The following is a 26863-nucleotide window of genomic DNA, read 5'->3' as shown; positions in this document are numbered from 1 at the left end:
GGCTGGCTTCTACCGGTTGCAACCTTCAATATAGTGTTGAACAAGGTGGATCAAATCGGACATGGCGTCAAACTCGACATCGGGTGCCAGCGCCTTGATGTCTGCCCGATATTCCTCCCGGTCCGCATGCGAGCCGCCGGTGAAGGCAAAAACCGCCATTCCGGCCCTCTGTGCCGCCAGAATGCCGGCGGGACTATCTTCGATCACAATGCAGTTTTGCGGGGCCACGCCCATCTGCTCTGCCGCGTAAAGGAAAAGATCCGGCGCCGGCTTGCCGTTCTTCACCATGGTGGCGCTGAATATATGCGGCTCGAAGAAATCGACAAGGCCGGTCAGCCCCAGCGACAGGCGGATACGTTCCGGCTGGCTGGAAGAGGCCACGCAGAACCGCCAGTCCAGCGTCTGAAGCACTGCAGCAATACCGGCGATGGGTTGCAGTTCCTGCTCGAACCGGGCGTAGAGATCCGCCCGCATCCGGTCCAGAAAGGCCTGGTCGGCCTCGACGCCAAACGTCTCGTCCAGCACGGAGACCATGGTGGCGAGGCTTCGCCCGAGAAACCGCCGGTAGGCTTCCGCCTCATCCAGTTCGCCGCCGTGGGCCTTTACCGTATCCACGAGAACACGGATCGACAGCGGCTCGCTATCCACCAGCACCCCATCACAGTCGAAGATTATCAGCGGCGCCCGTTCCATCATGAAAGCACTCTAGCTCACCAGCTGGCCGTCGAGATAGAGCTGAAGCGTGGCAGCGGTGCCTTTTGTCCACAATGTCTGAAGCGCATGGGCAAAACGCTCGCGGAAATGGTCAGAGCCCGAAACCGCGCCGAAGATTTCGTCAAACGCAAGGAAGGCCATTGGATCGGTTTTGGCGGCAAGCGCTGCGGCCTGCAGTTTTTCGGCGCTCGCATCATTAAAGACAATCGTCTTGCCGCTATCGGACGTGCCCGCGAAATAACGGCACCACAGGGCCGAGACCAGTGACAGGCCAATGATGTCCTCGCCGCGCTGCAAACGATCAACGGTCGAGGGCAGGATAAATTTCGGCTGGCGGTTGGAGCCATCCTGCGCGAGGCGCGGAATGGTGTCGCCGATCTTAGGGTTGAGGAACCGTCGCTCGATGAGGTCGTAATAGGCATCGAGGCTGGTATCCGGCACCGGCGGCACGATGGGGATGATTTCCTCTTTTTCGAGCTTGGCCAGGAACGCGCGGATCAGCGGATGCTCCATCGCCTCATGGACGAAATGGATATCGAGTAGCGCTGCCGGATAAGCAATCGTAGCATGGCCACCGTTGAGGATACGGATCTTCATCAACTCGTAGGGCGCCACGTCCTCGACAAACTGCACGCCGACCTTTTCCAGCGCCGGACGGCCCGCGGGGAAATGATCCTCCATCACCCATTGCTTGAACTCTTCGCAGAACACCGGCCAGTTGTCGTCAATGTTGAAGGTGTCTTTCAGGAAGTCGATCTCGCGGGCGCCGGTTGCCGGCGTGATGCGGTCGACCATGGAATTCGGAAAAGCGACATTGTCATGGATCCAGGCAGCAAAATCCGGATCCGACAGTTTTGCCAGCCCGCAGACGGTGTTTGCCGTCACATGGCCATTGCCGGGAATGTTGTCGCAGGACATCACGGTGAAGGGCGAAAGCCCCTTCTCCCGGCGCGCCTTCAGCCCGGCGATGATGAGGCCGAAGACGGTGCTCGGCGCGTCAGGATTTTCCGCATCGGCGACGATGGACGGATGCGCCGGATTGAAGTCGCCATTGGCATCGATGAAATAACCACCCTCGGTAATGGTCATCGAGACGATACGGATTTTGGGATCGGCCAAGGCTTCGATGATGGCTGCGCGGTCGCCGACCGGCAGGATATCGACCATCGGGGCGGTGACGCGGGCCGCCGTCCGGTTGTTGTCCTGCTCCACCACGGTGGTCAGGAAATCCTGCGCCGCCAGCTTTTCGCGCATCGCTTGATCGGACGGTAAAACGCCGGCGCCGACAATGGCCCAGTCGTGATCCTGCCCCTCATTAAACAGGTCATCCAGATAAACCGCCTGATGCGCCCGGTGAAAATTGCCGACGCCGAAATGCAGGATGCCGGCGGAAAGAGCCGCCCGGTCATAGGCGGGAATGGCGGCCGTTGCCGCCGCATCGGAAAGGGTGGAAAGCGAGATTTTGACAGTCATGGCGCGGTCCTCGAAGGGTCCCATATTGTAAGGTCAGAGTGCGGACGCCCGGTTGCGGGCGATCAGCTCATCCAGTTGCCGCCGTCGACATTGTAGGTCTGGGCAACGATGTAATCGGCGTCCGGCGAGGCAAGAAACACGGCCATGCCGGTCAGGTCCTCGGCGCGGCCCATGCGGCCGAAGGGCACGGCCGCACCCACCTGACGTTTCTTTTCGCCGGGCGGCAGGTTTTCGTGGCGGGCAAACAGCGCATCGACGCCGTCCCAGTGTTCGCCATCCACGACACCAGGCGCAATGGCATTGACGTTGATGCCGTGGCGGATGAGATCGAGCCCTGCCGATTGCGTCAGCGAAATCATCGCAGCCTTGGTGGCGCAGTAGACCGCCACCAGCGCTTCGCCGCGCCGTCCTGCCTGGCTTGCCATGTTGATGATCTTGCCACCCTTGCCCTTGGCGATCATCGATTTCGCCACCGCCTGCAGCATGAAGAGGGAGCCTTCGACATTGATCGAAAACAGTTTTTGATAGCTTTCGCGGGTAATCTCCACGATGGGCGCGAGATCAAACAGCGCGGCATTGTTGATGAGGATATCGACGCCGCCGGCCTTTTCCTCGACGGCCTTGGCGGCGGCATCAATGGAGGCCTGCTGTGTCACATCAAGTTCCACCGCATAGGCATTTGCGCCGATTTCAGAAGCCGTGGCCCGTGCCCGGTCCAGATTGATATCGGCAATGGCAACGGTTGCACCTTCGCGCACATAGGCTTCCGCAAACGCCCGGCCGATGCCACGGGCCGAGCCGGTGATGATGGCGGATTTGCCGTGAAGTCTTCCGCTCATAGGGCAAGTCCTTTCTCGTCAAAGCGATAGAGCCGGTTCTGGTCCGGCGTCATGTACACCCGGTCGCCGTGGCGGCAGGCGAAATCGCCGTCGGCGCGGGCCGTCACCGTGCCGATGCCATCGACATCGATATGCATAAAAGTGTCGGAACCCAGATGTTCGGCGATGGTAACCGTGCCGGTCCAGCTGCCGCTATCATGCGAGAGCGCCATGTGCTCCGGCCGGATGCCCACGGTTTTGGCGCCATTCGCTTGCGCGTAGGCACCTTCGATGAGGTTCATCTTCGGCGAGCCGATGAAGCCCGCAACAAAAAGGTTTGCCGGCTTGCGGTAAAGATCGAGCGGCGAGCCGACCTGCTCAATCCGGCCCTTGTTCAGGACGACGATCTTGTCGGCCATCGTCATGGCTTCCACCTGATCGTGGGTGACGTAGATCATCGTGGTCTGCAATTGCTGGTGCAGCTCGCTGATTTCCAGCCGCATGTTGACGCGCAGTGCCGCATCGAGATTGGACAGCGGCTCATCGAACAGGAACGCCTTCGGCTGGCGCACGATGGCGCGGCCGATGGCCACACGCTGGCGCTGACCGCCCGAAAGCTGGCGCGGCTTGCGCTCCAGATAATCGGTAAGGTTCAGCACCTTGGCGGCATCGGCCACCTTGCGGTCGATCTCGGCCTTGTCCATGCCCGCCATTTTCAGCGGAAAGGCGATGTTGGAGCGCACGCTCATATGCGGATAAAGCGCATAGGACTGGAAGACCATGGCAAGGCCGCGCCGTGCCGGCGGCGCATCGGTGGCCGGCTTGCCGTCAATGACGATCTCGCCGCCGGAGACATCCTCGAGACCCGCGATCAGGCGCAGCAGCGTGGACTTGCCGCAGCCGGAGGGGCCGACGAAAACGACGAATTCGCCATCTTCGATATCGAGGTCGATCGACGGAATGACTTTTGCTTCGCCGAAGATCTTGGAGACATTGCGGAGGGTGATACTGCCCATCGTCTTTATTCCTTGTTGACCGCGCCGCCTACTTGACCGCACCGAAGGTGAGGCCGCGAACGAGTTGTTTCTGGCTGAACCAGCCCATGATGAGGATCGGCGCAATCGCCATGGTCGATGCCGCCGAAAGCTTGGCGTAAAACAGGCCTTCCGGGCTCGAATAGGAGGCGATGAAGGCCGTGAGCGGTGCGGCTTTCGAGGCGCTTAGGTTCAGCGTCCAGAAAGCTTCGTTCCAGGAGAGGATGATGTTGAGCAGAAGCGTCGAGGCAATGCCGGGGATCGCCATCGGCGTTAGCACATAGATGATCTCCTTGATCAGCGAGGCACCATCCATGCGCGCCGCTTCCAGGATCTCGCCGGGGATTTCCTTGAAATAGGTGTAGAGCATCCACACGATGATCGGCAGGTTGATCAGCGTCAGCACGATAACGAGGCCGGTGCGGGTATCGAGCAGGCCGCCATCGCGGAAGATCAGGTAGATCGGGATCAGCGCGCCGACCGGCGGCATCATTTTTGTCGACAGCATCCACATCAGCACGTCCTTGGTGCGCTTGGTTGGCGAAAACGCCATGGCCCAGGCGGCCGGAATTGCGATGAGGAGACCGAGGAAGGTGGAGCCGAGCGACACCACGACCGAGTTCATGAAGTGCAGGAAGTAATCCGAACGCTCCTGAACCTGCGCATAGTTTTCCGTCGTCCAGTGGAAGAACAGAAACGACGGCGGCGAGGCCACGGCTTCCGCTTCCGTCTTGAAGCTGGTGAGGACGGTCCAGAGGATGGGGAAGAAGATGAGGATGCCGAGCGTCCAGGCGATGGCGCTCATCACCAGTTTGCGGCGGGTGGAAACCTTGCGTGCCATGGATCAGGCCTCCAGATTCTTGCCGATAAGGCGCACGAGGAAGATGGCGACGATATTGGCGAGGATGACGGCGACGATACCGCCTGCCGATGCTCCGCCGATATCGAACTGCAGGAGTGCCTGCGCATAAACGAGGTAGGTGAGATTGGTGCTGGCCGTGCCCGGTCCGCCATTGGTGGTGACAAGGATTTCGGCAAACACCGAAAGGAGGAAGATCGTCTCGATCAGGATGACGACGGTAATGGCGCGCGCCATGTGCGGCAGCACGATATAGATGAAGCGCGAGACGGCCCCTGCCCCATCCATTTCAGCGGCATCCTTCTGTTCCTCATCGAGAGACTGAAGTGCGGTCAGCATGATCAGCGTGGCAAACGGCAGCCACTGCCAGGCAACGATGATGATGATCGACAACAGCGGGATGGAAGCCAGAAAATCCACCGGCGCAAAGCCGAGGCTGCGCGCAATCCAGGCAAACAACCCGTTCACCGGGTTCATAAACATGTTCTTCCAGACCAGCGCTGACACCGTCGGCATGACGAAGAACGGCGCAATCACCAGAATGCGCACGACGCCTTGGCCAAAAATCGGCTGATCGAGCAGAAGCGCAAAGGCAATGCCGCCGACAATCGTAATGGCCAACACCCCGCCGACCAGCAGAAGCGTGTTGGTGAGCGCTGCCAAGAAGGCGGGATCGGTGAGGAAATACTGGTAGTTGAGGAAGCCCGTATATTCCTCCATGCCCGGCATCAGAAGATTGTAGCGCAGGAAGGAGAAGTAGATCGTCATGCCGAGCGGCACGGCCATCCAGGCGAAAAGCAGGATGACCGATGGCGCCATCATCAGCCGTGCTGCGGAATGGGTGTGGGTCGTTGCCATGGGAGCCCCGGCTTACTGTCTGGAGTGTGAAACTGGAAAAAAGCCCTCTCTGGCTGCCGCCATCTCCCCCACAAGGGGGAGACACGTGCCGCAACCCGTGCCGGACAAGACCGGCGCATCACGGCGTTCCCTTGGGAACAGTGACGCAGGCCAAAAGGCGTCAGCCCGGTTTCTCCCCCCTTGTGGGGGAGATGCCCGGCAGGGCAGAGAGGGCTTATTGCCTCTTACTTCTTCGGATAACCGGCCTTGGCCATTTCGCGGCTGGTCAGCTGCTGGGCGCCCTGCAGGGCCTGATCCACCGTCATCTGGCCTGCAAGAGCTGCCGAAAACTGCTGGCCGACGGCCGTGCCGATGCCCTGGAATTCCGGGATCGCCACGAACTGGCCGCCCGTATAGGGAACCGGCTTCACGGTTGGCTTTGCCGTATTGGCAGCCGTCATCGCCTTCTCAGTCATCGCGGCAAACGGTGCGGCCTTCTGGTATTCCGGGTTGGTGTAGAGCGAGGTGCGCGTGCCCGGGGGAACGTTTGCCCAGCCATCCTTCGATGCCACCAGTTCCGTATAGGCCTTGTCGGTTGCCCAGGAGATGAACTTCTGTGCCGCTTCCGCCTTCTTGGTGCCGGCGGGAACGCCGAGGTTCCAAGCCCAGAGCCAGTTGCCATGGTTGGTCAGTTCACCCGAGGTCGGGAAGAGCGCATAACCCACCTTGTCGGCAACCTTGGATTCCTTCGGGTTCGACACGAAGGAAGCAGCAACCGTCGCATCGATCCACATGCCGCACTTGCCGGTCTGGAAGAGCGCGAGGTTTTCATTGAAGCCGTTCGACGACGCGCCGGGAGGTCCGGCATCCTTCATCAGGTTGACGTAGAAGGACAGCGCCTGTTTCCACTCGGGCTGGTCGAACTGCGCCTTCCAGCTCTCATCGAACCAGCGGCCGCCAAAGGAATTGGCAAGCGCCGTGATGAAAGCCATGTTTTCACCCCAGCCGGCCTTGCCGCGCAGGCAGATGCCGTAGGTTTCCGAGCCCTTGTCGGTGATCTTGCGGGCCGCATCGGCAATAAAATCCCACTTGGGGTTTTCCGGCATTTTCAGGCCGGCCTTATCGAAGAGGTCCTTGCGGTACATGATCATGGCGCTTTCGCCATAAAACGGGGCCGCATAAAGCTTACCATCGACAGAGACGGCATCCTTGATCGCTGGCAGAAGGTCTGCCTGGTCATATTTGGCGCCGAGATTGTCGAGCGGCAGCAGCCAGCCCTGCTTGGCCCAGATCGGAACCTCATAGGTGCCGATAGTCATGATGTCGTACTGGCCGCTTTTGGTGGCGATATCAGTGGTCACGCGCTGGCGAAGAACGTTTTCTTCCAGCGTTACCCATTCCAGATCGATGCCGGGGTTCTTTGCCTTGAAGTCATCCGTCAGCTTCTGCATGCGGATCATATCGCCGTTGTTGACGGTGGCGATGGTCAGGGTTTCGGCCGAGGCAAGGCCGGAAAATGCCAGCGCGGAAACGGCGCCGAGCAGAATTGTCTTCAATGTCATATCTTCCTCCCAGAAGAATATTGCGAGCATTCGCTTTGCTCATGGGCAATTACTCATTTTACTCCAACAAATGTCAAGCATGATTCATCGCTGCGATGCAGCGCGAAGCGCTCATGCCTTTGATTTTCCAGTGAATAAATTTTGCTCAGAGAGCGAGCATATGCCCGGCAGTCGCCTCGTCGGTGATCAGACCATTGATCAACCGGCCCTTCAGGGCCGCAGCAAGGGCGTTTTCCTTGCGTTTTCCAAGCGCCACGCCAATCACCGTTCCACTCTCGCGCGGCGGGATGGGCACACTGGCGACGCGATCATTGATCGGATCATCCAGCAGGTGCCCGGCCTGATCGAACATCCAGCCGCAGATCTCGCCGGACGCACCCGATGCCATCAGGTCCGCCATTTCCTCCGGTGCCAGAAAGCCATCGACACAGAGCGGCGCATCGATACCCAGTTCGCCGATGCCGACAAAGGTGACATTGGCCATGGCCCCGAGCTTCAGCGTGGATTGCACGATCGGCTGGAGATGCAGGAGGTCGCGTTCATCGGCAGACGAGCACAGAACCGGCAGCGGCATTGGAAAATGCCTGGCCTTGATGGCATCGGCCATGGAAAAGATGACGTTGTAATAGGCCGCAGACCCATCCGGCCCGATATTGCCGGTGAGCGAGACGATACGATGCTGCGGGCATTCCATCGGCGGCAACTGGTCGACGGCGGCCTTCAGCGTGCGTCCGGTGCCGATGGCGAGCACGATGGGTTCGGGGTTTTTCAGCCAGCGCTCGATTTCGGCAGCGGCAGCCTCGGCGATCCCGACGGTCGAGGAGGTTCCTGCCGGATCGGACGGCACCACCTCGACGTAAGAGAGATCGAATTTTGCCTTCAAGGCGGCAGACAGTTCAAGGCAGGCAGCAATCGGATGATCGACCCGGACCTTGATCAGCCGTTCGGCAACAGCCAGCGACACGAGGCGTTGCGCCGACTGGCGCGAGATACCCATGGCCGCGGCAATCTCATCCTGCGTGCGGCCGGCGACATAATAGAGCCATCCGGCGCGCGCCGCATCGTCCAGCCTGCCTTGCGTGTCCGACCGTCTCGCCATCTGGTAACCCTTGCAAACAACCCCGCCTCAGTTGCTGGCATGATTGTGCCGGCCCTGTCAAATGGGCAGTATGCCCGCGCCCTGCCCGGCGCGGACGTGCAAACTACCGCCAAGGCCCAAGCCGTGTGGCCCGGTTTCTACTGTGCCGTAGCCTATTCCACCTGCACCAGATGCCCCTCCGACACCTGCCGATATTCGCGCACCGGCGGCACGTAACCGGCGGCACGCACCGGGCTCTTGATCTCGTCCGTCGACAAGTTGCGCTTGATCCTGCGGCGGGCGGGATCCGGCACCGGCACGGCGGCCATCAGCTTTTTCGTATAGGGATGCTGCGGATTGTCGAAGACGGCGGCGCGTGGGCCGATTTCGACGATTTCGCCGAGATACATCACCGCCACGCGGTGGCTGACCCGCTCGACCACCGCCATATCATGAGAAATGAACAGGTAGGCGAGGTTGAGGCTCTGCTGCAGATCGAGAAGCAGGTTGCACACCTGCGCCTTGATCGACACGTCGAGCGCAGACACCGCCTCGTCGGCCACGATCACCTTCGGATCGAGCATCAGCGAGCGGGCAATGGCGATGCGCTGGCGCTGGCCGCCGGAAAATTCATGCGGGTAACGCCGCATCATGTCCGGCGACAGACCGACCTTTTTGAGGAGATCGGCCGCCTTGTCGCGTGCGTCGGATTTCGAGCCGAGATTGTGCTCGATGAACGGCTCCATGACCGCAGACCCGACACTCATGCGCGGATTGAGGCTGGCGAAGGGATCCTGAAAAACCATCTGCACGGAGCGGCGCATGGTGCGCAGCGTCGTGCGGTCGAGGTTCATCACATTATAGCCGTCGAGCGTCACCTGCCCGCTGGTCGGTTCCACAAGGCGCGTGACCGAGCGGCCGGTGGTCGATTTTCCACAGCCGGATTCGCCGACCAGCGACAGGGTTTCGCCCTCGTAGAGATCGAAGGACACTTTCTCCACGGCATGGACCGCGCCGGTCTGGCGCCCGAAAATGCCCGAGCGGATGGCAAAACGCGTCGTCAGATCCTTCACTTCGAGGATCGGCGTCTTGCCCTTGGCGACCGTATCGGTGACGTCGATGAGCGGCATGGCATCGCCGGACTGGATATCGATAATCGGGAACCGCGCCGGCAGCGTACGATCCTGCATCGAGCCGAGGCGCGGCACAGCTGCCAGCAGCGCGCGGGTATAAGGATGCCGGCCGCGATGGAAAATGTCGTCAGTGGCGCCGGTTTCCACCGTATCGCCGCGGAACATCACGATGGTGCGGTCGGCAATCTCGGCCACAACGCCCATGTCATGGGTGATGAAGAGAACCGCCATGCCCTCCTCTTCCTGCAGATCCTTGATGAGATCGAGGATCTGGCCCTGGATGGTGACGTCGAGCGCCGTCGTCGGCTCATCGGCGATCAGCAGTTTCGGACGCGAGGCAAGCGCCATGGCAATCATCACGCGCTGGCGCATGCCGCCGGAAAACTGGTGCGGATATTCGTCAAAGCGCCCCTTGGCATTGGGGATGCGCACCTTGTCGAGCAGCCGCAGCACTTCCGTCTTGGCATCAGCAAAGGAAATGTTCTGATGGACGGTGAGCGCTTCGGCGATCTGCTTGCCGATCGGGAAGATCGGGTTGAGCGAGGTCATCGGCTCTTGGAAGATCATGGAGATGTCGTTGCCGCGAACCTTGCGCATCTCCTCTTCCGGCAGCGACAGAAGATCGCGGCCGCCGAGCATGACCTTGCCTTCGATCTTGCTGGACGATTTTGGCAAAAGCCGCATCAGGGAGAGCGAGGTGACGCTCTTGCCGGAGCCGGATTCGCCGACGATGGCCACCGTCTCGCGCGGGGCAATGGAAAAGCTCATATCTCGCACCACCGAGCGCCAGTGGCCGTTGACCCGGAAGGACGTGGTGAGATTTTCGACGGAGAGAACGGGTGTTACCGCTCCGCCGGCGCCTGCTGAAAATGTGTCTGACAGAAGCACGAAATTCCCCTTAATCTGGCTGACGGTTCAGGCCGCAAGCGCCGTTTCGGCAAGCGTGACCCAGTAGCTGATGCCATAAGGGATCGCCTCGTCATTGAAGTCATAGGCCGGGTGGTGCAGGTTTGCCGTTTCGCCGACGCCGAGGAAAATGAAGGCACCCGGGCGCGCTTCCAGCATGTAGGAAAAATCTTCCGCGCCCATTTTCGGCGCCGCATTGGTTTCCACCCGCTTTTCGCCGGACACATTTGCCGCGACAGAGGCTGCAAAATCCGTCTGGTCGGGATGGTTGACGGTCACCGGGTAACCGCGGTGATAGGTGACTTCGGCCACCGCACCATGGGCAAGGGCTGTGCCCTCTGCCACTTCGACGAGGCGTTTTGCGGCAAACTCGCGCACGTCAGGGTCCAGCGTGCGCACCGTGCCGGTGAGCTTCACTTCCATCGGAATGACATTATAGGCATCGCCGCCATGGGTCGTGGTGACGGAGACGACAACCGATTTCAGGGGATCGACGCCGCGCGACGCAATCGACTGCAACGCAATGATGATGTGGGCGGATGTCAGCACCGGGTCGACGGAGACATGCGGCTGGGCGGCATGGCTGCCCTTGCCCTTCACGACGATATCGAAGGAATCGGCAGCCGCCATCAGGCCACCCTTGCGCAGCGAAAAGTCGCCCAGCGGCAGGCCGGGAGAATTGTGCATGCCATACACTTCCTTGATGGCAAACTTCTCCATCATGCCGTCCTCGACCATCGCAAGGCCGCCAGCGCCACCTTCTTCGGCCGGCTGGAAGATGACAGCGACCGAGCCTGCGAAACGGCGGGTCTCGCAGAGATACTGGGCCGCTCCGAGCAGCATGGCGGTGTGCCCGTCATGGCCGCAGGAATGGGCCTTGCCGGGGGTCTTCGAGGCCCACGGAACGCCGGTGTCTTCGAGGATCGGCAGGGCATCCATATCGGCGCGCATGCCGATGACCGGGCCATCTCCCAGCGTTCCCTTGATGAGGCCGACCACGCCGGTGCGGCCGATGCCGGTCTCCACCACATCGCAGCCGAAGGCCTTCAGTTTTTGCGCAACAAACGAGGAGGTGTGGATGACATCATACAAAAGCTCCGGGTTTTCATGCAGATGACGTCTCCACCCGGCGACTTCGTCCTGCATTTCGGCAGCGCGATTGAGAACTGGCATTGATGCAACCTCGTTTGTCTTTTAAGCTGTTTCCCTCAGATGACGGGGATATTGCGACGTCCTTCGCGCATTTTGCAAGCTTCAATTTTCGTCCTTGAACGTAAAATAGGCTTGTGCTTAGATAGCTTAAATTTTGGTCAAAGTCCTCTGCACGAGCCGGAAAGGCCGGCAGCGGGATACCGTCACGCAAGGAGACGAGGAAAGCAATTCACTGCCCGGCTGGGAGGAAACAGCGGGGCAGGAATAGGTCTGAAACGACCAGGGCCGAGGCGCGGCCAAGACATCTCAAAAATATATCTTCAAGGGGAAAAGAATGAAGAGCTTGAAAATCCTGCTGGCCGGCACCGTGGCCGCACTGGCGCTTGGCGGCGCAGCGCAGGCGCGGGGCACCGATGGCGACCTGAAAATCCTGTTCTGGCAGGCGGTCTCCACCCTCAACCCGTATCTCTCCGGCGGCACAAAAGAAGTCTACAGCTCTTCCATGGTCATCGAACCGCTGGCGCGTTACGACGAAACCGGAACGCTGGTGCCATGGCTGGTAAGCGAAATCCCGACGGTTGCCAATGGCGGCGTCGCCTCCGACATGAAGAGCATCACCTGGAAGATCAAGCCGGGCGTCAAGTGGTCGGACGGCAGTGCGTTTACGGCTGACGACGTCGTCTTCACCTGGCAGTATTGCACGGCACCCGATGGCGGTTGCGCCCAGAAGGCCCAGTATGAAGGCATCACGAAGGTCGAAGCCGTCGATCCGCAGACGGTCAAAGTGTCCTTCGCCGAGCCGAAATATTATCCCTACGGTGCTTTTGTCGGCGCCCAGTCTCCTGTCATCCAGAAGGCGCAGTTCAAGGATTGCGTCGGCGCCAAGGCTCCCGGCTGCACGTCCGCCAATTTCGGCCCGATCGGTACTGGTCCCTTCGTCGTCAAGGAATTCAAGCCGAACGACGTGATCACCTTTACCGCCAACCCGAATTTTCGGGATGCGGCAAAGCCGGCCTTTGCCTCCGTCACCCTGAAGGGCGGTGGCGATGCGGCCTCGGCGGCGCGTGCGGTTCTGGAAACCGGCGAATTCGATTATGGCTGGAACATGCAGGTCGAGCCGGAAGTGCTCGAAACCATGATGAAGGCCGGCAAGGGCACGCTCGTCACGGCGTTCGGTACGCAGGTCGAGCGTATCAACCTCAACTGGACGAACCCCGATCCGGCGCTTGGCGACAAGCGTTCGACCGTCGAAGGCGGCAAACATCCGTCGCTGTCGGATCCGGCCGTGCGCAAGGCGCTGTCGATGGCCATCGACCGCGACATCATCAACGAAGCCGGGTATGGCGCAGCCGGCAAGCCCACCTGCAACATCGTACCGGCCCCGGATATCTACATTTCGACGGCCAATGACTGGTGCCTGAAGCAGGATATCGAAGGTGCCAACAAACTGCTCGACGATGCCGGCTGGAAAAAGGGTGGCGATGGCATCCGCGCCAAGGATGGCGTCAAGCTTTCCTACCTCTACCAGACCTCGACCAATTCGGTTCGCCAGGGCACCCAGGCTCTCGTCAAGGATTGGTGGCAGCAGATCGGCGTGGCCAGCGAGCTGCGCAACATCTCGGCCTCCGTCTTCTTCGGCGGTGACCCGGCAAGCCCTGACACATTCCAGAAGTTCTATGCCGACGTTGAAATGTACACCAACAACTTCGATGGCACAGACCCGGAAAAATACCTGACCGAATGGCTGTGCAACAAAATCCCGGCCCCGGCCAACGGCTGGCAGGGCCAGAACATGCCGCGTTACTGCAACCCGGCCTATGACAAGATCGTCGCCGAGCTGTCCAAGACGGCCGACCTGAAGCAGCGCGCGGAACTGGCCAAGAAGGCCAATGACATGCTGACGGCCGAAGGCGCCCACATTCCCCTCATTCACCGCGGCCAGATTTCGGCAACGGCCGTGACGCTTCAGGGCGTCAAGATGAATGCCTGGGATTCCGAACTGTGGAACGTCGCAGACTGGTCCCGCAAGAAGTAACACACTGAACGCCGGTTCCGCTCTCTGCGGAACCGGCATTTGCTTCTCCGCGGACGTCTGGAGACCAATGAATGTTTACCTACACGATCCGGCGACTGATGTTTGCCGTACCGACGCTGCTTGTCATAAGTTTCGTCATCTTCGCGCTGCTCGATCTGGCGCCGAACGACCCGCTCGGCGACCTGCCGCTGACCATTCCGCCGGAAGTGCGCGAACAGATCCGTGCCGCCATGGGCCTCGATCAGCCCTTCATTTTCCGCTATCTGAAATGGCTGCAGCAGTTCTTCGTTAATGAACCGCTTAACATCATCGAACAGATGACCGGTTGGCAGTTCGGCGATGGCAACCGCATGCGCGTGCTCTCCTGGGCCACCCGCAGCCCCGTGGTGGACCTCATTGTCCAGCGCATGCCGCAAACGCTCTGGGTTGTTGGCATGGCCTATGTGTTTGGCATCCTGCTTGCCATTCCTGTCGGCGTCATCTCCGCCTATCGGCAATATTCGATCTTCGATCAGGTTGGCACCTTCGTCACCATGGTCGGTTATTCGGTTCCGACCTTCTTCACCGGCGTGCTGCTGATCGTGATCTTTTCGTCCTGGCTGCAGTGGTTTCCGTCGATCTACGACACCAATCTCGTCGTCAACGACTGGTCGAGCCTGATTGCGCAGATGCGCCAGATGTTCCTGCCGGTTCTTGTGCTGTCGCTCTACAATGCATCGCAGATCACCCGGTTCGTGCGCGCCTCCATGCTGGATAATCTCAGCCAGGATTATGTGCGCACGGCGCGTGCCAAGGGTGTCAAGGAAAAGGCCGTGCTTCTGGTGCATGTGCTGCGCAACAGCCTGATCCCTGTCGTCACCGTCATTGCGCTTGGCGTGCCCACGATCTTTTCCGGCGCCATCATCACCGAGCAGATCTTTCGCGTGAACGGGCTTGGACAATTGCTCATCACCGCCGTGCAGGGCGCCGATATTCCGCTGGTGCAGACGCTGACCTTCATCTTTGCCGTCCTCATCGTTTTGTTCAATCTGATTGCCGATGTGCTCTACGGCATCCTTGATCCGAGGATCCGCTATGACTGACACAGCCGCCGCAATTCTCGCCGATACCCGCGCCGCCAATGAGACGCCGATGGCGCTGTTCCGGCGCAAATTTGCCGCTCATAAGGGCGGTGTTGCCGGCCTCATCGTGTTCATCGCCATCCTGCTCATCGTTTATGTCGGGCCGTTCATCCACACGATCGACCCGAACAAGATCGATATCCGCGCCAAGAACCAGGGGCCATCGCTGCTGCATCCGTTCGGCACCGACAATCTGGGGCACGACATGCTGGCGCAGGTGATGGCGGGCGGCCAGATCTCGCTTGCCGTGGGCATGACCGCCATGCTGCTGTCGCTGCTGCTCGGCACACTGGTCGGCGTGCTCTCCGGTTATTTCCGCCGGCTGGACGGGCCTCTGATGCGGCTGACCGACCTCTTTCTGGCGCTGCCGCTCCTGCCGCTCCTGCTGGTGATCATCCTGCTGTTTCGCGATACGCTGCGCACAGCCTTCGGCCCGGAAACCGGCATCTTCATCCTGATCGTCTTCGTCATCGGCATTACGAGCTGGATGCACACTGCCCGCATCGTGCGCGGCGATGTGCTGGCGGTCAAAAGCCAGGAATTCATCCTGGCGGCCAAAAGCAGCGGCATGCGGGAATATCGCATCGTGCTCCGGCATATCCTGCCGAACGTGCTCTCATCGATCATGGTCTCGGCAACGCTTGGCATTGCCTCCGCCATCATCACCGAATCGGCGCTGTCTTTCCTCGGGCTCGGTTTTCCCTCCGACTTCCCGACCTGGGGGCGCCTGTTGTTTGACGGCACGAACTTTCTGCAGATCACGCCCTCGCGTGTCATGTGGCCGGGGCTTGCAATCTCGCTGACGGTGTTGAGCATCAACTATGTCGGCGATGCCGTGCGCGACGCGCTCGATCCCCGCACCGTCACCAACTGAGACCATACAAACCACCTGGTAAGGCGCCCTCTCGGGGGCGCCTTTTCCATGGCGTAAGGTCGCCGCATCGGGGTTCGAAAAAAATAATGATTTTTTTGAGAAACTGCGGAACCAAGAAGCGGGCCGCTCGTTCTTAGTACATCTGGAAGCGCCCCCGTCCCCCGCCCTTCAAAGCTTCCAGATGCCTCTTCATCCCCCTCGAAGAGACCAACGGTCTCGATTTCCCCGGAAATCGAGACCGTTTTTTTATGCAGAAATGTTCCTTGCAACTTTCGGGAAAACTCGGGAGGACATGGGCCGCCCATGAGCGACCGCGCTAAACAATTATTCGGATGCGTGTTCCAGCGGGAAGACCAGACTGTAGCTGATACGCTCAGGCGTGATCACGTAATGGGCCTTGCCATTGACGGACGCCGGCACAACACGTTCCAGCACAGTGCTGCCGAAATGCGCCTTGAGGTTTTCCTCTTCACGCGGATCGGTGCGGTTCGCCATCGGCGCAAGCCCCTCGTCCCAGCGCACTTCCAGCGAATCCTGACCGTTTGCCTGGACACGGTTACAGCTGATGCCGATGGCACGCCCGCTCTTGACGAGTGAACCATGGCTGACGGCGTTGACGATCAGTTCGTGAAGGGCAAGCCCCAGATGAAGCGACGCATTCGGCGACAGAAGAACGTCATCACCGCTCACCTTCACCTGCTGCTGGTTTTCCGGCAGGTACTTGTCCGTCTGCTGACGCACCAGTTCAAAGAAATAGGCGCCGCGCCAGCTGGAATCGGTGATCAGATCCTGCGACTGCGACAGCGAATAAAGCCGGCCGCGGAACTTGTTGAGAAACATGTCGAGCGAGACGGAATATCGCGCCGTTTGCAGGGCAATGCTCTGGATGATCGCCAAAAGGTTCTTCGAGCGGTGGCTGACCTCGCGCAGAAGTGCACGCAGCAGCCGCTCGCGATGGCGCTCCTCCGATCGGTCGACGATGGTTGTGACAAGATGAAGGCCGCCTGCCGACAAGGCGACGGCCTGGACCCGAAACTCGTAGATCTCATCGGAATTGACGGAAATCTCCAGATGTTTCTTCACGCCCGCTTCGGTAATGCCATCCTTCAGCATTCTGAGCTTTTCAGCGATATCGTCACCGAAAAGACTTCTGTCGCTCGGGGATTCGGTCAAACCGGCGGTCCATACGGACGGGAGATTGGTCACAAACAGGTAATTGCGATCGAGATCCTGGATGATCACGCTGGCACCCAGATCGACAAGGGCAGGCATGAAGAACTCACGCAGCTTGTCGTCACTTTCACCAGCCTGTTGCCATGTCAGCTGATGCGACAACAATTCTACTCCGCCCTTTCCTATTGGCCTTAAAAACATGCAGGTTGCAAACGCCGCAACCCGGCCAATGAAACGCCTTTATAGGCCCTAAGCCAGGGAGGGACAACCCAACCGGCCATGAATAAACCACAATGAAGACAGGTGCCGATGCCCTTATCGGCACGCGTCATCTTAAAACCGCGCCAGATGCGCAACGGCCGTAACTGTCTTCTTTTCTTGATGGGAAGCACTCGACACCATGATGACAGAGCGACTTCCGATGATTGTTAGCTGCGACTGAACGCATCGCTCTAACGAATGTTCCCGAAAAACCGTCATGCCATCATGGGCGTCGAAATGTTTTGACACAGATCAGGCCGCAGCCTTCACCGTATCATTGAAGAACAGCGCCTGGCTGATCAGCGCCTTGACCATATCAGGGTTAAAAGGCTTGGTGACCAGGAAAGCCGGTTCCGGACGTTCGCCGGTCAGAAGACGTTCCGGGAAGGCGGTGATGAAGATCACCGGCACGCTGGAGGATTTCAGGATTTCGTTCACCGCATCGATGCCCGAACTTCCGTCGGCGAGCTGAATATCGGCCAGAACCATCTTGGGCTGCGATGTCTGGAAGAGAGCAACCGCTTCCTTATGCGTGCGGGCAATGCCGGTGACGCGATGGCCGAGATCCTGCACCATCTGCTCGATGTCGAGCGCGATCAACGGCTCGTCCTCGATGATCATGATGTCCGTTGCGACCTGGCGGGAAATCTCGCGCGAGGCCTCATCGAGCAGGCGCGTGGCCTCTTCGACTTCCGCGCCCAGAATTTCTGCCGTTTCCTCGATGGTGAAACCTTCCACCGAAATCAGCAGGAAGGCATGGCGTGCCTGCGAGGGCAAATTGGCAAGATTGGCCACGGCCCGCTGCTCCCAGGCAAAGGGAGACTCGATCGGACGGATCTCGATCGACGTGGAACCAAAAATGGCGACAAAGAGTTTGTAAAGCGAAACGCGGTCCTTGGACGTTTCCGGAAAAATGGAAACATCTGCAATCAATGCCTCCAAGACCGCAGCAACATATGCGTCCCCCGAGGTCTGCGATCCTGTGACTGCGCGGGCGTAGCGGCGCAGGTAAGGAAGGTGGGACGCAACGCGTGAGGTAAGTGACATTCAGAATCTCCCCTGATGCCCAGCGGGCAATTAACGTGGTATCAACGGATGCGGCAAAAAAAAGTTCCAAACACGCGGAACTTTTTTTCGAGCTACGCATTTAACGGAACGATATCGCAACAGGCGCCTGTGATGAGTGACGACGAGACCAGAAACAAAGATAAGATGACAACAGCACAATCGAACAACTTCCGGCCGGGCGCAATGCAGCCGAACGCGTCGATATCCCGAAAATTGCGGGAATTCTACGACGCTGTGCAAGAGGAAGGCATTCCGGATCGGTTTCTGGAACTTCTCGAGCGTCTGGACGAGGCGGAAAAAAACGCCAAGGCGGTAAAATCAAAATGACCACCAAGGACGAGGACGTCGATCGCGCCTTCAAGCGCGACCTATTGGCATCTTTGCCCAATCTTCGCGCCTTCGCCGTGTCCCTGACAGGACGCCACGATAAGGCGGACGATCTGGTGCAGGACACGATCATGAAGGCCTGGGCAAACCAGGGCAGCTTCACGGCGGGCACGAACATGCGCGCCTGGCTTTTTACCATCCTGCGCAACGAATTCTACAGCCAGATGCGCAAGCGCGGCCGCGAAGTGCAAGATACCGATGGCCTGTTCAGCGAGCGGTTTTCCGTTCACCCCGAACAATATGGCCGTCTCGATCTGCAGGATTTCCGCAAGGCGCTCGACACGCTGCCTGACGATCAGCGCGAGGCCATCATTCTGGTCGGTGCTGCCGGCTTTGCCTATGAGGAAGCCGCGACGATCTGCGGATGTGCCGTCGGCACGATCAAGAGCCGCGTCTCCCGCGCCCGCTCAAGACTGCAGGAAATTCTCGGTGTTTCCGGCGAAAGCGATTTCGGCCCGGATCCAGGCGATGCGGCAATTACCTCACGCGCCTTCGGCAGCTGATCTGCGCACGGCGTCACGAACGCCGGCTGCATCGCTCACGCTTTCCACAAGCTCCTGATCATCAAATGGACGTTTAATCACGCGGATGCCGGGAAAAGCCGGCATCCCGCGCTGATGCATGCGATCGATCGATGAGAATACCACACCAACGCCAGATGCCTGCAGACGCCGGACGGTGTCTTCCACTGCTGGCGACAACAGGAATGTGTTCAGGAAAAGAACGTCGAACCGGCGGCTTTCCAGGGATTGCGGGATCTCGCGGGGGACAGCGATATCCACCATACACCCCAGTCGTTCGGTCAAGACCTGTTCAGCCTCGAGAGCCACGAGATATTCGACATCGATAACGAGGACATGCACACGGTGTTTCCCGGTTGATGACGTGAGCAATGCCGTAGACCACTCCCATCGCAGGGGGTCATTTAAAAAAGACACATGCTGTGTCGCATTCTTGGGTTAGAATGGTTCAATCTTTCGCCTCCGGTCCGTTCATGGCTCAAATGAAACCATTCAGTCCTCCCCGCATCCCCTGCAATCTCTGCCCGCTGCGGCGCCGCGAAAACTTTCGCGATTTCACGCAGGATGAACTGGGCTTCGTCTCCAGCTTCAAGATCGGCGAACTGGCCGCCGATCCAGGCGCCACGATCATCGTCGAGGGTGAGATGCATCCGCAGCTTTATACGGTGATGGCCGGCTGGGGGTTTCGCTACAAGATCCTGGAGGATGGTCGTCGGCAGATCCTCAATTACATCCTGCCCGGCGATCTCGTCGGCCTGCAGGGCAACCTGATGCGCGAAATGCTGCATTCCGTGGAAGCCCTGACGCGGATGACGCTGTGCATCTTCGAACGCGATCGGCTGACCTCGCTGTTTCGCCAGCATCCGTCGCTCGGTTACGACCTGACGTGGATTGCCTCGCGCGAGGAATCCATGCTGGACGAGCACCTCTTGAGCATCGGGCGGCGCACGGCGCTGGAACGGGCGGCCTATCTTCTTGCCTTCCTCGATCACCGCGCCCATGTGACCGGCATCTTCAACGAGGAAGGCCCAAAGATCCTGCCGCTGACCCAGCAGCATGTGGCCGATACGCTTGGCCTGTCGCTGGTTCACACCAACAAGACGCTACGCCGCCTTTCAGACGCCCATGTGTTGCGCTGGCTCGATCGCGGCTCGGAAGTGCTGGAGCGCGAAAAGCTGTTCGACATTGCCGGCTGGCGGCCGACGGAAGAAGGCCAGCGCCCCTTTATCTGAGGAGCGCTGGCCCGAGGAAACAAACCGTATCCAGTGTCCGGTGAGGCTGACTATTCCGACACGATGGCGCGCAGCATCCACAGCGCCTTTTCATGGAAGGCTAGGCGATCGGTCAGCATGTCTGCCGTCACCACGTCACCGGCTTCATCCGCGTCTTCGGCCGCCTTGCGCATGGCCTTGACTGCCGTTTCATGGTCGGAAATCAGGTCCTCGACCATGGCAAGCGCCGTCAGTTTGCCGACATCGCCTGATTTTGGGGCGAAATCGGCCGCTTCGCCGAGGGTTGCCGGGGCCAGATGACCAAGGGCGCGGATGCGCTCGGCAATGATGTCGACGGCGGCAAACAGCTTTCCGTAATGCTCCTCGGTGAGTTCATGCAATGGCTTGAACAGCGGGCCGACAACGTTCCAATGGTAGATGTGGCTCTTGATCGTCAGCCGATAGGTGGCCGCAAGGATCTGCGACAGGCTTTCTGCGATGGAATCCCGGTAGGCCTTTTCGAGACCGATATTGATGTTCTCGTCGTGGGACTTGTGTTTCAGGACAGCGGATGCAGTCGCCATGGGACGTCTCCTTCTTCGGGAAGTATCAAGCATTTGGAAGGGCAGCCGGCGTTACGGGTCCGGCTGCGCAGGATCATCAGGGTTGCCACCCATTGCGCGCATCGCAAAGAGCGTGATGCCGCCCAGGATGGTTGCAGCCGCGAGCGGCCGCGATTTCATGAGGATCGGCAATGCCGAGAGTGCGGCCGTGATCATCAGCGCACGGTTGCTGGACGCCTGTTCCCGCCTTCGCCTTTCATCGGCCTTGTTCTTGAGGAGAACCACGGAAAACACGATCAGCGCAAAAGCGAGCGCCAGAACGGCAACGATGCCGAGCGCTGCGGCAATACTCATCATGGTCGCAAGATAGACGGCAAAGGCTGCAACCGCAGCCCCATAGGCCGTCAGCACGAACAGAGCCGCGATGACATAAAGAACCGTGTTGCGTCGAAGCCGGCTGACGGTGGCGCTGACGTCCATCGACACCAGCGACATCAGGAGAGGCGCAAGACCGCCCATGATCAGCGGCGCGACAGGAGCGCGAACAGGAAGCCGACACCGGCGGCAATGGCTACCGACTGCAACGGCTTGGTGCGGATCTGGCGCTCAAGATCGCGTTCCATCGACATCGCCTGGGCCTTTGCTGCGTCCATCATCTGGGCGGAAGCATCCATGGCATCATGCGAAGCGCGCTTGGCGCGGCCCTTCAGATCTTCCGCCTTGTTGGAGCCGGCAGCGGCGACGGTGCGGGCAAGCGCTGCAATATCTTCGCGCAGCTGCTGAAGCTGCAATTCGATATCGGCCTGCGAGCCGGTGCGCGGAAATTCATTCGGCGAGTTCATGGACATTCGGTTCTCCTTGAAACGTGACGACACGGCCTGGCCCGCATCTACCTCGTGCGAGACAAGCTCCTGACTGCGTTACAGACAGCCTTCCCGCATTGTTCACAAATGCCCGGCGCTGCAATGGTTCGCCCGTCAACGACGATGCCGTCGTTTTGTTCCAAAGGATGTCGGCGCCCCGGTTGAACCTCGATGCACACAAGCTGGAAGGCTTCTTGCGTTCTAAAGACGCGCACGCGAAGAAGCCTTGAGCGAGATCAACCACGGCCGTGAGGAAGCGTCAGCCCACAGGCGGTTCCGGCCAGCGCGGCATGCCGCCCGACAGGGTTTCGAACAGTTTTGACAGTTTCAGCACGAACTGATCTGCATAACGCGGCCCGACGATCTGCAGGCCGATCGGCATGCCCGAGCGCGAAAAACCGCAATTGATCGAGGAGGCCGGCTGTTCCGACATGTTCCACGGCACGGTAAAGGCGATATGTTCGAAGGGGGCGGCGGGATCATTGGTGGGAGAGGCCCATTCGGCGGGATAGGAGACAATGGGATTGGTCGGCGAAATCACTGCATCCACGGTGGTGAACAGCTTTCCGCAGGTTTTTCGCATCTCGATGGTCTGGTTAAAGCCGCGCACGGCATCGACGCCAGAGACATCGGCGCCGCCCCTTGCCCAGTCATAGATATAGGGCAGGATCGTTTCGCGACGGCTCTCCGGCATCGCCTCGATATCGCCCCAGAACCGGGAGCGCCAGAAATTGTCGAGACCATCCAGCATGGCACGGGTGATAACCGGCCCGACGGGCACGATTTCAGCACCGGCCTGTTCGAAAATCCGTGCTGCCGCCACCACCGCGTCGCGGACCTCTTCTTCCAGCGCAAGGCCGGTTCCGGCATCCAGCATCAGGCCGATCTTCAGGCCACGGACATCCATATCGAGGTCCAGCCAGTCGAATGCGTTGGGCGGCAGCGACGTGCCATCACGCCAGTCGGGCCGCGACAGCGTTTCCATGGAAAAGGCGGCGTCTTCCACCGTTCGGGTCATCGGCCCGGCGCAGCGCCCGACATAATAGGGATCGACCGGGATACGCCCCTGGCTGGGCTTGAAGCCGAAAATGCCGGTCCAGCCGGCCGGAAGCCGCACGGAGCCGCCGATATCGGTGCCGACATGCAGAGGGCCGAAGCCGGCGGCGGCGGCCGCAGACGCCCCCGCACTCGATCCGCCGGGGTTCTGGCTGACATTCCACGGGTTGCGGCTCAGCTTGTGGAAGCTCGACAGGCCCGATGACAACATGCCGTAATCAGGGCATGTGGTCTTGGCAAAGATCACCGCGCCATCTTCCCGGCAGCGGGCGGCAATTGGCGCATCGGCAAGCGCCGGCACCAGTTCGACGGCCTTGGTGCCGAGCGGCACCGGATCGCCCTTCGTCGCAATCAGCTCCTTCAGCGTCACCGGAATGCCATCGAGGGGCCCGAGCGTTTCGCCCTTCATCCAGCGCTCGCCGGAGGCTTTTGCCTGGGCGCGGGCGCTTTCGGGGGCATAGAGGTAAAGGGCTGCGATATGCGGCTCGAACGCGGCAATCCGCTCTTCCACCGCCTGCCAGTATTCGAGCGGCGACAGGTTTTTTTCGGCAAAGAGGGTCCGGACCTGCCGGATGGTCAGTGTCAGCAATTCATTCATGGTGATGTCTTCGATCTGAAATCAGGATTGGTCACGAGGGTCTAAAAGGTCGCGCAGGCCATCGCCCAGCATATTGAGGCCGAGCACCGCAAGCGCGATGGCCATGCCCGGCATCAGCGCCATCCACGGCGCCTGGCCAAGATAGGTCTGCGCATCAGACAGCATGCGCCCCCATGTGGGCGTCGGCGGCGGCATGCCGAGCCCGAGAAAACTGAGGCCGGCTTCGGTGAGGATGGCAAGGCCGAGCTGGATCGTCACCTGCACGATGATCTGGTTTGAAATATTGGGCAGGATATGGGTGATGGTAATCTTTGCCCGGTTGCGGCCCATGCCGATGGCGGCCGTCACGTAATCCCGGGTCCAGATCTGGTTGGCCGCCCCAAGGGTCACGCGGGCAAAAACCGGCACCATGAAAACGGCAATGGCGATGATTGCAGTAAACCGGCCCGACCCCATGAAGGCGCCGAGCATCATCGCCGACAGGATGGGTGGCACGGCAAAGATGATATCGCAGCCGCGCATGACCAGAGTTTCGGTAAAACCGCGCACGGCCGCCACAAACACGCCGACCAGCGTGCCGAGCGTTGCCCCAATCGCGACGGCCAGAAGCGAGGTGGACAGCGAATTCCACGCGCCGACCATCAACATCGAGGCGATATCCCGGCCGAAATGATCGGTGCCGAGAAGGCCGACATCGAGCGGCGGCTTCAGCTTGTGGATGATCTGCATCTTTGTCGGCGGCAGCGGCGTCCAGACCAGCGAGAGAAGTGCCACGGCAAAGAGGAAGATGGTGATGACGAGACCCGAGAGCAGGATCGGGCGGCGCAACAGATACCGCATCAGCGCACTCCCGCCCGAAGCCTTGGATCGATCGCGAGATAGGCGAGATCCACGAGGAAATTCATGATGATGACGAGGCCGGAAAAAAACAGGATGACGTTCTGCATGACGATGATATCGCGCTGTGTCAGCGCCTGATAGGCAAGCCGCCCGAGGCCCGGCAGGTTGAAGACGTTTTCCACCAGCACCGCACCGGCAATCAGGAAGGTGAATTGCAGCCCGAGAATGGTGACGACCGGCACCAGCGCATTGGGCACCGCATGCAGCCAGAGCGCGGTCTTTTCCGAAAGCCCCTTGGAGCGGGCGGTGCGCACGAAATCCTCGTTCATCACCTCCAGAACGGCGGTGCGGGTAACGCGGGTGAGAACGCCCGCCTGCGGCAGCGCCAGCGCCACCGCCGGCAGGATCAGCGCCTTCAGCGCCGGCCAGACACCGTTATCCCAGCCGGGGAAACCGCCCGCCGGCATCCAGCCGAGCGTGACCGAAAACAGCAGCACCAGCAGCAGGCCGACCCAGAAGCCGGGCACCGCGATAAACACCTGCGACAGGACGCTTGCACCGTAATCGACAAGGCTGTTGCGCCGCCCTGCCGAGATGACGCCGAGCGGAATGGCAATCGCCATGGAAAGCGCGACCGCCAGCAGCGACAGCGGCACGGTGACCGCAAGCCGCTCGGCGATGAGGCCGGCCACCGGCACACTATAGGTATAGGACGTGCCGAGATCGCCCCGGAAGGCCGCCGCAATCCAGGTAAGATAACGAAGCGCCAGCGGCTGATCGAGCCCCAGCTGGCGCTGAAGCGCCGCCAGCGTTTCCGGCGTGGCCGACGTGCCGAGCATGACGGAGGCAGGATCACCCGGCAGAAGATCCATGATGACGAAGATCAGCACGGACACGATCAGGAGCGTCAGCAAAAGCCCGGCAAAACGCCGCGCGACCAGCAACAGGATCATCGCATTTCTCCGCAGCGGGGCCTTTGCCTGCACGGCTGAAATCCGTGCGCAAAATCCCCCTTCCCGTCTGCATGGTGGCAGAAGGGCCAAGCACCTGAACTGATCATAACCGTCTCGTGGATGAGGAAAAGGGTCCCGGCGGAGCAACAGGCGCCGGGACCGGCGTGCATCACTGCGTCCAGGAGACGTTGGTCAGCACGTTGGAGGGGATCGGCTCGTGTTCCCAGAGACCGGTGAGGTTCTTGTTCCACACGCCAAGTTTCGGCATCACGAAAAGATAAAGCGCCGGCACATCGTCGGCCAGGATCTTCTGCGCGTCGCCATAGAGCTTTTCCTGTGCTGCCGGATCGGTGGTTTCTTCCACCTTCTTCAGCACGTCGTTGAAAGCAGGGTTCTTGTAGTTGAAGTAATAGGGATCACGCGCATAGATATCGATGTCCATGGGTTCGGCATGGGCAACGATGGTCATGTCGTAATTGGAGCCCTTGAACACATCCGCCACCCATTTCGCCGGAAATTCGGTGGTTTCGATGTTGAGCGTCACGCCAATTTCGGCAAACATCGCCTGCAGCATCTGCGAGGAGCGCTGGGCATAGGCCATCTGCGGCGCCTTGATGGTGAAGGTGAGCCCGCTGCCATAACCGGCTTCGGCCAGTAGCGCCTTTGCCTTTTCCGGATCGTAGGGATGCGTGCCGGTGAGGTCCACATAACCGCGGTCGTTCGGCGTATAATGGCTGCCGATGGGCGTGCCGAAGCCGGACCAAGCGCCTTCCACCAGCGTCTTGCGATCCACCGCCATCATCAGCGCCTGGCGCACACGCTTGTCATCGAACGGCTTTTTGGCACTGTTCATGCCGGCCACGACCTTCAGCTCGGTATTGCCGATGACGGTTGCGAGCTTGTCGTCGGCCTTCAGGTCTTCGATGAGTTCGGGGGCTGCAAATTCCGGGATGGCGTCGATATCGCCGGATTTAAGGGCCGCCGCTTGAGCCTGCGCATCCGCGACAAAGCGGAAGACAACCTTTTCCAGCTTCACCTTGACCGACTTGTCCCAATAGTTCGGGTTGGCGGCAAGCTCCACGCGGTCGCCCTTCGTCCAGCTGACGAATTTGAACGGACCGGTGCCGATCGGGTTGGTCTTGGCATCTGCGGCATTTTTTGGCGCCACCATGACGGAGGCCGGCCAGCCGAGCCAGTAGAGAAGGCTGCTGTTACGCGCCTTGAGCTTCAGGACCAACGTCGTGGCATCCGGCGTCTCCACCGTATCGATTGCCTGGAAGAAGCGCTTCTGGCCATTGGTGCTGTCCGGCCCGCGGGCGCGGTCGAGCGTGAATTTCGCGACGGCGGAATCGAAGGCCTCGCCATCGTGGAAGGTCACGCCTTGGCGCAGCTTGAACGTATAGGTGAGGCCATCCTCGGAAATCACCCAGCTCTCGGCGAGCTGCGGCTTGATCTCGCCCTTTTCATTGATGGTGACGAGGCCTTCGAAGACATTCTGCCAGGTGACCTGGCCCACGGCGACCGGGGCTGCAACCGTCGGATCAAGTCCCGGCGGCTCGACAGACATGCCAAGCGTCAGCGTGGTTTTTGCCGCTGCCTCGGCCGTGCCGTGGAGGCCGGCAACGAGGCTTCCCGCCAGTGCCAGCCCCAGCACGGCGCGGCGCGAAAGCGCTGTCGATGCACGAAGGAATGTGCTTCCCATTCTCGAACTTCCCCTTGTTCTCGCTCTGCCCTTTGCTTTGCGTAAAGCCGAAGGGGAACGTGGTTATGCGA

26 protein-coding genes are annotated in these 26863 nt (G+C 60.1%); 6 read left to right on the top strand and 20 right to left on the bottom strand.

The window, feature by feature from the left end; all coding sequences use genetic code 11:
- Positions 1–9: 9 nt before the first annotated feature.
- From AC4CWH_RS01070 to AC4CWH_RS01025, 10 genes are all read right to left on the bottom strand, one after another.
- A complete protein-coding gene (locus tag AC4CWH_RS01070) occupies positions 10–696 on the bottom strand; it encodes an HAD family hydrolase (protein WP_491320028.1) in 687 nt (228 codons plus the stop codon).
- Positions 697–705: 9 nt separating this feature from the next.
- On the bottom strand, positions 706–2187 hold the full coding sequence (locus AC4CWH_RS01065; RefSeq protein WP_491320027.1) for a mannitol dehydrogenase family protein: 1482 nt from the start codon (positions 2185–2187) through the stop codon (positions 706–708).
- Positions 2188–2249: 62 nt separating this feature from the next.
- Positions 2250–3026: an L-iditol 2-dehydrogenase gene (locus AC4CWH_RS01060; protein WP_491320026.1), complete on the bottom strand. Its 777-nt coding sequence runs from the start codon at positions 3024–3026 to the stop codon at positions 2250–2252.
- Positions 3023–4021, bottom strand: a complete 999-nt coding sequence (locus AC4CWH_RS01055) for an ABC transporter ATP-binding protein (RefSeq protein ID WP_491320025.1) — start codon at positions 4019–4021, stop codon at positions 3023–3025. The genes AC4CWH_RS01060 and AC4CWH_RS01055 overlap by 4 nt, the downstream gene beginning before the upstream one ends.
- A gap of 28 nt (positions 4022–4049) precedes the next feature.
- Positions 4050–4880 (bottom strand): carbohydrate ABC transporter permease, encoded by an 831-nt coding sequence (locus AC4CWH_RS01050; RefSeq protein ID WP_491283780.1) that lies wholly within the window; start codon positions 4878–4880, stop codon positions 4050–4052.
- A 3-nt stretch (positions 4881–4883) separates the two neighbouring features.
- On the bottom strand, positions 4884–5756 hold the full coding sequence (locus tag AC4CWH_RS01045) for a carbohydrate ABC transporter permease (RefSeq protein ID WP_491320024.1): 873 nt from the start codon (positions 5754–5756) through the stop codon (positions 4884–4886).
- Between the two features lie 224 nt (positions 5757–5980).
- Positions 5981–7297 (bottom strand): ABC transporter substrate-binding protein, encoded by a 1317-nt coding sequence (locus AC4CWH_RS01040; RefSeq protein ID WP_491320023.1) that lies wholly within the window; start codon positions 7295–7297, stop codon positions 5981–5983.
- Between the two features lie 145 nt (positions 7298–7442).
- Complete coding sequence (locus tag AC4CWH_RS01035) at positions 7443–8396, bottom strand: sugar-binding transcriptional regulator (RefSeq protein ID WP_491320022.1); 954 nt, start codon at positions 8394–8396, stop codon at positions 7443–7445.
- Positions 8397–8548: 152 nt separating this feature from the next.
- Complete coding sequence (locus AC4CWH_RS01030) at positions 8549–10396, bottom strand: ABC transporter ATP-binding protein (protein ID WP_491320021.1); 1848 nt, start codon at positions 10394–10396, stop codon at positions 8549–8551.
- 27 nt (positions 10397–10423) lie between these two features.
- The gene (locus AC4CWH_RS01025; RefSeq protein ID WP_491320020.1) at positions 10424–11587 is read right to left on the bottom strand and encodes a M20 aminoacylase family protein; all 1164 of its coding nucleotides are present in this window, start codon (positions 11585–11587) and stop codon (positions 10424–10426) included.
- Positions 11588–11900: 313 nt separating this feature from the next.
- Here AC4CWH_RS01025 and AC4CWH_RS01020 point away from each other — a divergent pair, with 313 nt between their 5' ends.
- The 3 genes from AC4CWH_RS01020 (at position 11901) to AC4CWH_RS01010 (ending at position 15596) form a co-directional block, all read left to right on the top strand.
- Complete coding sequence (locus AC4CWH_RS01020) at positions 11901–13601, top strand: peptide ABC transporter substrate-binding protein (protein WP_491283774.1); 1701 nt, start codon at positions 11901–11903, stop codon at positions 13599–13601.
- Positions 13602–13672: 71 nt separating this feature from the next.
- Positions 13673–14683 carry an ABC transporter permease gene (locus AC4CWH_RS01015; RefSeq protein WP_491320019.1) on the top strand — a complete coding sequence of 337 codons (1011 nt, stop codon included), beginning with the start codon at positions 13673–13675 and terminating at the stop codon, positions 14681–14683.
- Positions 14684–14732: 49 nt separating this feature from the next.
- On the top strand, positions 14733–15596 hold the full coding sequence (locus AC4CWH_RS01010) for an ABC transporter permease (protein ID WP_491285184.1): 864 nt from the start codon (positions 14733–14735) through the stop codon (positions 15594–15596).
- Between the two features lie 324 nt (positions 15597–15920).
- On the opposite strand, the gene AC4CWH_RS01005 is transcribed toward AC4CWH_RS01010, so the two are convergent.
- Together AC4CWH_RS01005 and AC4CWH_RS01000 are read right to left on the bottom strand one after the other, a co-directional pair.
- On the bottom strand, positions 15921–16931 hold the full coding sequence (locus tag AC4CWH_RS01005) for a sensor histidine kinase (protein WP_491283772.1): 1011 nt from the start codon (positions 16929–16931) through the stop codon (positions 15921–15923).
- A 351-nt stretch (positions 16932–17282) separates the two neighbouring features.
- Positions 17283–18077 (bottom strand): response regulator, encoded by a 795-nt coding sequence (locus AC4CWH_RS01000; protein ID WP_491283771.1) that lies wholly within the window; start codon positions 18075–18077, stop codon positions 17283–17285.
- Between the two features lie 165 nt (positions 18078–18242).
- On the opposite strand from AC4CWH_RS01000, the gene AC4CWH_RS00995 reads away from it, so the two are divergent.
- Both AC4CWH_RS00995 and AC4CWH_RS00990 read left to right on the top strand, forming a co-directional pair.
- Positions 18243–18425, top strand: coding sequence for a NepR family anti-sigma factor (locus AC4CWH_RS00995; protein WP_491285182.1), 183 nt, complete (start codon positions 18243–18245; stop codon positions 18423–18425).
- Complete coding sequence (locus AC4CWH_RS00990) at positions 18422–18988, top strand: RNA polymerase sigma factor (RefSeq protein WP_491283770.1); 567 nt, start codon at positions 18422–18424, stop codon at positions 18986–18988. The genes AC4CWH_RS00995 and AC4CWH_RS00990 overlap by 4 nt, the downstream gene beginning before the upstream one ends.
- Here AC4CWH_RS00990 and AC4CWH_RS00985 read toward each other — a convergent pair.
- Positions 18968–19348 (bottom strand): hypothetical protein, encoded by a 381-nt coding sequence (locus AC4CWH_RS00985; RefSeq protein WP_491320018.1) that lies wholly within the window; start codon positions 19346–19348, stop codon positions 18968–18970. The two genes, AC4CWH_RS00990 and AC4CWH_RS00985, sit on opposite strands and share 21 nt — an antisense overlap.
- Positions 19349–19479: 131 nt before the next feature.
- Here AC4CWH_RS00985 and AC4CWH_RS00980 point away from each other — a divergent pair, with 131 nt between their 5' ends.
- Entirely contained in the window at positions 19480–20238 is a 759-nt protein-coding gene (locus AC4CWH_RS00980; RefSeq protein ID WP_491320017.1) for a Crp/Fnr family transcriptional regulator, read from the top strand.
- 50 nt (positions 20239–20288) lie between these two features.
- Here the strand turns inward: AC4CWH_RS00980 and AC4CWH_RS00975 are convergent, their stop codons facing one another.
- The 7 genes from AC4CWH_RS00975 to AC4CWH_RS00945 form a co-directional block, all read right to left on the bottom strand.
- Complete coding sequence (locus AC4CWH_RS00975) at positions 20289–20801, bottom strand: Dps family protein (RefSeq protein WP_491283767.1); 513 nt, start codon at positions 20799–20801, stop codon at positions 20289–20291.
- Positions 20802–20852: 51 nt separating this feature from the next.
- Entirely contained in the window at positions 20853–21299 is a 447-nt protein-coding gene (locus tag AC4CWH_RS00970) for a hypothetical protein (protein ID WP_491320016.1), read from the bottom strand.
- 2 nt (positions 21300–21301) lie between these two features.
- A complete protein-coding gene (locus AC4CWH_RS00965) occupies positions 21302–21622 on the bottom strand; it encodes an ElaB/YgaM/YqjD family protein (RefSeq protein WP_491320015.1) in 321 nt (106 codons plus the stop codon).
- Between the two features lie 280 nt (positions 21623–21902).
- On the bottom strand, positions 21903–23297 hold the full coding sequence (locus AC4CWH_RS00960) for an amidase (RefSeq protein WP_491320014.1): 1395 nt from the start codon (positions 23295–23297) through the stop codon (positions 21903–21905).
- Positions 23298–23318: 21 nt separating this feature from the next.
- On the bottom strand, positions 23319–24137 hold the full coding sequence (locus AC4CWH_RS00955; RefSeq protein WP_491320013.1) for an ABC transporter permease: 819 nt from the start codon (positions 24135–24137) through the stop codon (positions 23319–23321).
- Positions 24137–25090, bottom strand: a complete 954-nt coding sequence (locus tag AC4CWH_RS00950; protein WP_491320012.1) for an ABC transporter permease — start codon at positions 25088–25090, stop codon at positions 24137–24139. The genes AC4CWH_RS00955 and AC4CWH_RS00950 overlap by 1 nt, the downstream gene beginning before the upstream one ends.
- A 169-nt stretch (positions 25091–25259) precedes the next feature.
- Positions 25260–26792 (bottom strand): ABC transporter substrate-binding protein, encoded by a 1533-nt coding sequence (locus tag AC4CWH_RS00945; RefSeq protein WP_491320011.1) that lies wholly within the window; start codon positions 26790–26792, stop codon positions 25260–25262.
- Between the last annotated feature and the right edge of the window lie 71 nt (positions 26793–26863).

The organism is Neorhizobium sp. PAMB6716, from assembly GCF_058242805.1.
The sequence above is the reverse complement of the archived record's forward strand: the minus strand, read 5'-3'. Positions and strand labels throughout refer to the sequence as shown.